The sequence below is a fragment of the Streptomyces sp. NPDC048496 genome, from assembly GCF_043200055.1.
GTDB lineage: Bacteria > Actinomycetota > Actinomycetes > Streptomycetales > Streptomycetaceae > Streptomyces.
In genome coordinates this window covers 1-5,889 of the sequence record NZ_JBICXB010000105.1, presented here as the reverse complement: position 1 = coordinate 5,889, position 5,889 = coordinate 1, and the positions used below count along the sequence as shown (strand labels likewise).

At 68.4% G+C, this 5,889-nt stretch carries 9 protein-coding genes and 1 pseudogene; 4 read left to right on the top strand and 6 right to left on the bottom strand.

The features are described from left to right. Positions 1–183 (top strand): hypothetical protein (locus ACGFSA_RS34630; RefSeq protein ID WP_393310080.1); only part of this gene is annotated, 183 nt, incomplete at its 5' end. Here ACGFSA_RS34630 and ACGFSA_RS34625 read toward each other — a convergent pair. Together ACGFSA_RS34625 and ACGFSA_RS34620 are read right to left on the bottom strand one after the other, a co-directional pair. Next, positions 111–263: pseudogene (locus ACGFSA_RS34625) on the bottom strand (transposase); the annotation flags it as partial. The gene ACGFSA_RS34630 and the pseudogene ACGFSA_RS34625 sit on opposite strands and share 73 nt — an antisense overlap. 145 nt (positions 264–408) lie before the next feature. Continuing rightward, positions 409–828, bottom strand: a complete 420-nt coding sequence (locus ACGFSA_RS34620; protein WP_393310078.1) for a hypothetical protein — start codon at positions 826–828, stop codon at positions 409–411. 791 nt (positions 829–1,619) lie between these two features. Here ACGFSA_RS34620 and ACGFSA_RS34615 point away from each other — a divergent pair. Next, the gene (locus ACGFSA_RS34615) at positions 1,620–1,901 is read left to right on the top strand and encodes a hypothetical protein (protein ID WP_393310076.1); all 282 of its coding nucleotides are present in this window, start codon (positions 1,620–1,622) and stop codon (positions 1,899–1,901) included. Here the strand turns inward: ACGFSA_RS34615 and ACGFSA_RS34610 are convergent. Genes ACGFSA_RS34610 through ACGFSA_RS34600 form a run of 3 tightly spaced genes read right to left on the bottom strand, consistent with a single transcriptional unit; the run spans position 1,847 to position 3,538 of the window. Further along, positions 1,847–2,587 carry an SDR family NAD(P)-dependent oxidoreductase gene (locus ACGFSA_RS34610; protein ID WP_393310074.1) on the bottom strand — a complete coding sequence of 247 codons (741 nt, stop codon included), beginning with the start codon at positions 2,585–2,587 and terminating at the stop codon, positions 1,847–1,849. The genes ACGFSA_RS34615 and ACGFSA_RS34610 overlap by 55 nt on opposite strands. Then, positions 2,584–2,985 (bottom strand): hypothetical protein, encoded by a 402-nt coding sequence (locus ACGFSA_RS34605; protein ID WP_393310072.1) that lies wholly within the window; start codon positions 2,983–2,985, stop codon positions 2,584–2,586. The genes ACGFSA_RS34610 and ACGFSA_RS34605 overlap by 4 nt, the downstream gene beginning before the upstream one ends. Before the next feature lie 37 nt (positions 2,986–3,022). Beyond that, complete coding sequence (locus ACGFSA_RS34600; protein WP_393310070.1) at positions 3,023–3,538, bottom strand: hypothetical protein; 516 nt, start codon at positions 3,536–3,538, stop codon at positions 3,023–3,025. A 134-nt stretch (positions 3,539–3,672) separates the two neighbouring features. Between ACGFSA_RS34600 and ACGFSA_RS34595 the strand changes: the two genes are divergently transcribed. Then, positions 3,673–4,449 carry a transposase gene (locus ACGFSA_RS34595; protein WP_393310068.1) on the top strand — a complete coding sequence of 259 codons (777 nt, stop codon included), beginning with the start codon at positions 3,673–3,675 and terminating at the stop codon, positions 4,447–4,449. A gap of 12 nt (positions 4,450–4,461) precedes the next feature. Continuing rightward, the gene (locus tag ACGFSA_RS34590) at positions 4,462–5,133 is read left to right on the top strand and encodes a transposase (RefSeq protein ID WP_393310066.1); all 672 of its coding nucleotides are present in this window, start codon (positions 4,462–4,464) and stop codon (positions 5,131–5,133) included. Between the two features lie 275 nt (positions 5,134–5,408). Here ACGFSA_RS34590 and ACGFSA_RS34585 read toward each other — a convergent pair. Further along, positions 5,409–5,889: ISAs1 family transposase (locus ACGFSA_RS34585; protein ID WP_393310064.1), on the bottom strand; the 481-nt coding region annotated here is incomplete at its 5' end.

Sequence of the window (5,889 nt, the reverse complement as noted above, 5' to 3'; positions counted from 1 at the left end):
CCGTTTCTTCATGCCCACGACCACACCAGCATCTCTGTCCGAATGATCACCCACGTCGCACGCTTCGAACGAGATCCGGTTTGCCACAACGCACTTAGCCTGTTCTTTATCTACCAAGATCTTCCGGGCTTGCCGATGGCCTTGAGGGTCTCGGGGCGTTTGACGGTCTTGCCGACGTCGTAGCGGGGTGCCCGGTGCTTGTTCTTGGCACCGGGCGGCCGTCCGGGCCCGGCGCCTCGGGGTTTGGGAACACGGGTCGGGCAGGCGACGTCCGGCAGCCGTGCCGAAACCCTCCAAGTCCGGTCCCGGACGCCCACCCGGGTCAAAGAACCGCAGGCCAGCACCCCATTACGAACCCGGGAAGACCGTGAAACGAGCCGCCCCCCTCCAAGCACACCGAGCAGCAGGTTAAAGATCAAGCTCAGGTACGAGTCTGGCGAGCGCCCAGATGGCCAGCAGGTCGAGCACCATGACGCTGATGGACCACACGGGGTAGTACGGGATGAACATGAACTGGCTGACCAGACTGGCGGCCGCCAGTGCCACACCGGCGCCACGGCCCCAACTCCTGGCGGTCAGGATCCCCACGGACGCGGCCAGCAGCGCCATCCCGATTACCAGATGGATCCAGCCCCAGGCGGTCAGGCTGAATCGGTACTCGTAGTGCGGAGGTGTGCCGTACAGAGCATCACGTGCGATGCCTGTGACGCCCAGGAGGACGCTAAGGACGCCGCTCAGCAGCAAGGCAACGCCGGCGAAGAGGGTGACGTTGGCGGCCGTCTGTCTGCTGGTGCCGCCCCGTCCCGTACCGCTGTGACTCTCTGCCATTGCCGTCACCCTTCTGATACGGCGGACATCGTCGACCACAGGACCGCCAAGGCCGCGCTTCCCTGGGTTCCTCAGCCTCGCCTGGCTCTCTTCACGCTGCGACCTCAACAATCCATCCGGGTGATGCCGTGCCGACGGCGGCATGCGCATCGTCCGCACCGTGCTCTGGTGTTCACTGCCGTGGGCGGCGGTTCAGCCAGGTGGTGGCGGCGAGGGCTGGCAACAGGGCCGCGCCCGCGCCGAGGACAGTCGTCCCGGAGGGCTGCACAGCCACCTCCAGAGTTCGGCTGGGATGGCCAGCTGAGAACACCAGCAGCACCGTGACCGTCAGAAAGACGGGTAGAGCAGCTCGTCCGGCATCAGGGCGTTTAGACACCAACGAGCTGTTCAGGAGGCCCTGCTCGTATGCGCCGGACATCCCGCGATCACCCGATCGGGACTCCCGTTCGACCGGCGCCGCTCAAGATCGAAAAGACAACAGCTTCTTATTCCTGAGCATCTGGTTCGTCAGCACCTCCTGTGCCCGTAGCCTCACCACCAGAACGTCAAGAACCGGGCAAGTCGCCCTCACACATCAGCGGTCCCCGAGCCCAGACGAATTGAGCAACAGAGTCGATGCCGTCAGCTGCGGGGGCGTTCCCTGGGGCGAGGGGGCGGTCGGGTGTCCAGGCGGGGGTGAAGGTGCGGTACGCGAGCGGTGTGTGCCGGTCAGGGTCCGGTGGGTCGGCGGGGACGCAGTGGGTACGGATGACGGCCGCGGTGATGGCGGTGTGGGTGAATGGCGGGGCCGGGTGTCCGTGGAGGGAGCGGGCGAGATAGCGGCGGGCTTCGGCGAGCAGGTGGCGGTGGCGGAAGCGGCCACCGTGGTGGACCGAGACCAGGGCGGTAATTTCCAGGGCTGCGGCGGCGACGTCAACGACGGTATGGGCCGCGTCGCGGACTACTGCGGCGGCGAGGCGGGCCAGGCACAGCAGGTTGTCGACGGCCGCTTGGCTGACCCGCAGCGCTTCCCCCGGAGTCAGCCGATCGCGAGCTGTCCGCCGAGAGCCTCAAGGACCGTGCCGGTGATGTAGCTGGCGCGGGAGGAAGCAAGGAACAAGACTGCTTCCGCGATCTCTTCAGGCTCTGCGACCCGCCTCAGTACGGTGCTTCGCCCAATCACCTGGAGGGTTTCATCTCCCATCTCCTTCGTCCCGGGGGTATGGACAGGGCCGGGGGCCACGGCATTCACGCGGACGCCCTGGGCACCGAACTCGTCAGCCCACACTCGGGTGAGGAGTTCGAGCGCGGCTTTGGAGGCTCCATAAGCTGCCGCGCCCCGGACCGGTGTGGTGGCTGCCCCTGTACTCAGACTCACGATGACGCCACGTCCCCGTGTGGCCATTGCCGGTGCGAGCGCGCCGACCAGGAGCATCGGCGCACGCGTGTTGATGGCCATGTGGGTGTCGAACATCTCGGCTGTGGTGTCCGGGGTGCTGGCGAACCGATAGATGCCGGCGTTGTTGATCAGAACGTCCACCTCGCCTGCTTCAGCGGCAAGGCGCAACACGTCCTCAGGCTTGCTCAGATCCGCGGCAATGAACCGGGCGTTTCCGCCTGCGGCGGTGACTTCGTCGACGGTCTCGGCACCGCGTTGCTCGTCCCGCCCGTGGACGACGACCGAGGCCCCCAGGGCGGCCAGGCGAAGGGCAATGACCCGGCCGATGCCGGCGGTTGCGCCGGTGACAAGAGCGGTGGATCCGGCCAGTTCTGCAGTCATGGGAGGCTCCTCGGAGACGAGACGTACAACGTGCTGTCGGCTGTCCCTCGCATAACTGTCAGGGCCCGCTCGGCGATACGGACTGAGAGGGCGTCGATCAGAGCCCGGTCGGCCGCATCCGTCCGGCTCGTGAGTGCCTTCACGGGCAACCCGAACGCGGTGAGCAGCGCGGCACGCAACTGCGGCAGTGCCGGTTTGACCGCTACCTGGGCCCAGCGGACGGGCAGTCGTCTCGGGAGCAGGCGCAACGCCTGGTAGAGCGCGACCGTCTTGCCGTGCCCGGGGTCGCCGTAGAGGCACAGCACGCCCCGTGCCGCGGTCGTATGGGCGAGTGCTTCGGTGACCTCGGCGAGCTGCCGAGTGGAGACCACGTGCGCACCGGGCACGTACAGGCGCACCCCGTCACTGAAGAACGCGGCGGCCGCTGCCGGCGGATCAGAGAACGTGGCCGGGTTCCAGTGCCGGCGGCGCCGTCATCTGCCGCCCGGCCTCGTCCACGGTGCCTGGCAGAGCGAGCTCGGCCAGAGCCCGGTCATAGCGGTCGGGATCGACGTGACTTTGGCGGGGGTGGGTGGTCCCCAACACCCGGCCGGCACGGAGCTGTTCGCGTACCGCCCGGTGCATCGTCGCCAACGACGGAAGCCGCCCCTCAAGGGGTGATTCGTCACCGGCCCGTCCCAGCTCACGGTGCAGCTCGGCAACATTCCCGCCCAGCTGTTCAAGCCGGGCCCACAACACGTCGTCCAGGGTGAAGCCACCACGCCGATAGACCGGCTCGACATGCCCCTCGCGCGCCCGCGCCAGCCAGCGCCACACCGTACGCACCGATACCCCGGCCGCCTCGGGCGCGATCCCCACGTGCACCGACGTCAACGTCCCGGCCCTGTCCAGCACGAGGAGACGGCGTACCACTACCTGCCGGGCCAGTCGCCGGTCCTGCGCGCGAGACACAAGCGACCCCGCATCAGCCTCGAGAATTCAGCTATCGCCGTGAACTGACGCCCTGACAGCAGAAGGGTGCCTCCCACCTACGATGATCTGGACTGTCTAGATCAAAACCGCCGCAGAGAAGAGGCACCCAACAGGTGCAGGGTACCGAATGGGATCACCGGCTCGTCGTGCGGGCCGATGGCAAGAACCTGATCGGTCACGCGGGCGTGGTGCTGCTACGGAAGATCGCCGACCGGGTCGGCCTGACTCGCGCTCTGACCGCCGCCCTGCCACAGGTCACCGGGCCGGGGCGAAGGGACCGGGGCATGGCCCTGGTGCAGCTGGCCTGCACGATCGCGCTCGGCGCGACGAACGTCCTTCAGGCCGAGCAACTCCAGCATCACTGGCGGCGATTGTTCCCGTGCCCGGTCTCCGACAGCACCCTGCGACGCACGCTGGAGTCGATCGACGGCCCGGTGGTGGCACGCGTCGAGCGGGTCCGCGCCGCGGTCCGGCGTGCGGTGTGGACGCTGCTGGCCTTGCGTCCGGGCGGCTTCCCCTGGATCTCGGTGTGCGGGCGGGTCCTGGCCGGCTGGTACGTCCTCGACCTGGACGCCACCATCGTCACCTGCACCAGCAGGAAGGAGGGTGCGGCGGGCACGTTCAAGGGCACGTTCGGGCACATGCCGCTCGGAGCGTGGGTGGCCAACACCCGCGAGTGCATCGCGATGCTGCTGCGGCCCGGTAACGCACCGCCCAACGACATCGCCGACCACAAGACGGTCCTGGCCGCCGCGTTGCGGCAACTCCCGCTGCCGCTGTGGTCGAAGCTGCTGATCCGGATCGACGGCGCGGCCTTCAGCCACGCTCTCCTCGACCACCTCGCCTCACTGACCACGAGCCGGCGGCGGGTGCGCTGGGTGACCGGCTGAGCGATCAACACCGTGGACGAGGAGGCGATTGCGCTGCCGCCCCAGAGCATGGGGGCTGCCGCGCTGCGGCAGGACGGAGAGGTGCACGAGATCACCGGCCCGGACGGGGAGCGGATCTCCTACCAGGTCGCGGAGCTGACCGGGGTGCGTGACCTGACCGGCTGGCCGGAGGGAATGCGACTGATCGCGCGACGGGTCAAGCCCTCGCGCCGGGACGCGAAGAAGCTGACCGCCTTCGAGAAGCGCACCGGGTGGCGCTACCAGATCGTCGCCACGAACATCCCTGCCCACCAGGGGCTTTCCGGGGTGACAGGCTGCGGACAGGCGTGGTTCGTGGACGCCCTCTACCGTGATCACGCCGAGGTGGAGGACCGCGTGAAGGCGATCAAGCGGGTCGGCCTCGGACTGCTGCCCTCGAAGTCCTGGCAGCTGAATGCCGCCTGGACCCTGGCCGCCACGATCGCCGCCGACCTCGACGCCTGGACGCGGCTCCTCCTCCTGCACGACGAGCCCGAACTCGCCGCCGCTCAGCCGGAGACAATCCGGATGAAGCTGTATCACCTGCCCGCCCGGCTCACCACCCACGCCCGCAGGCGCACCCTGCACCTGGACCACGCCTGGCCCTGGGCACAGGCATTCACCACCGCATGGCAACGTGCCACCGAACTCCCGGCCCGCACCTGACGGCCGGCCACCACCCCGACGACACCAAAGAGGAGCAGACCGCAACACCCTCGGGCCCGTGGAACCCGACGCCCCGCAGCGTCACGCGACGACCCGTCCCGACACGGCAAGGGACATAACGGGCAACCCGCCGGTCACGGCAACGCCGTCACGCCGCTGAAGAATCGAGACCAATGGGCGGCAGCACGCGACAACGACCGAGCATTCATACCCACCAGAACACCCCGGCGCCCACCCGGCAGGGTCATTGCGTGATCGAGATCTGTCCGGGTTCGTCACGTGAGACCGAGGGCTCGTAGGGGCCGGTGGTAGTCGCGGCCGGTGTGGCGGGCGGCGGCGATGTTGGTCTGGCCGTCCTGGCGGAAGACGCTGATGGCGAGGTTGCGCAGGGAGGCCATGGCGCGGGGCAGGGTGCCGGTGCGGACCTTGGAGTCGTCCTCGCGGAACGTGCGGTCCCGCACGTGGTGCAGGAGGTTCTCGATGCCCCAGTGGCCTCTGATCCAGGTGGCGAGCTCGGTGCAGGTGGCGTCGAAGACGCTCAGGCTGGTGATCAGGTAGACGCGCTCGATGGTCAGCTTCCCGGTGCTCAAGTCGCGCCGCCGCCGTACGACTTGGATCACCTGACGGGCGCCGGGGTAGTCCAGGTGGCGGAACGCGGCGACCTTGAGCCGGCGGATCTCGTCGCGGTGGTGGGCGTGGTCGCGAGTGCGGTGCCCGAGCGGGATGTCCCGCCAGGGCAGCTTCCTGACCTGGGCG

What these genes read in the sequence shown, in the direction of transcription:
- ACGFSA_RS34620 (WP_393310078.1), bottom strand. Translation starts at nt 828, where the DNA reads ATGGCAGAGAGTCACAGCGGTACGGGACGGGGCGGCACCAGCAGACAG.
- ACGFSA_RS34610 (WP_393310074.1), bottom strand. Translation starts at nt 2,587, where the DNA reads ATGACTGCAGAACTGGCCGGATCCACCGCTCTTGTCACCGGCGCAACC.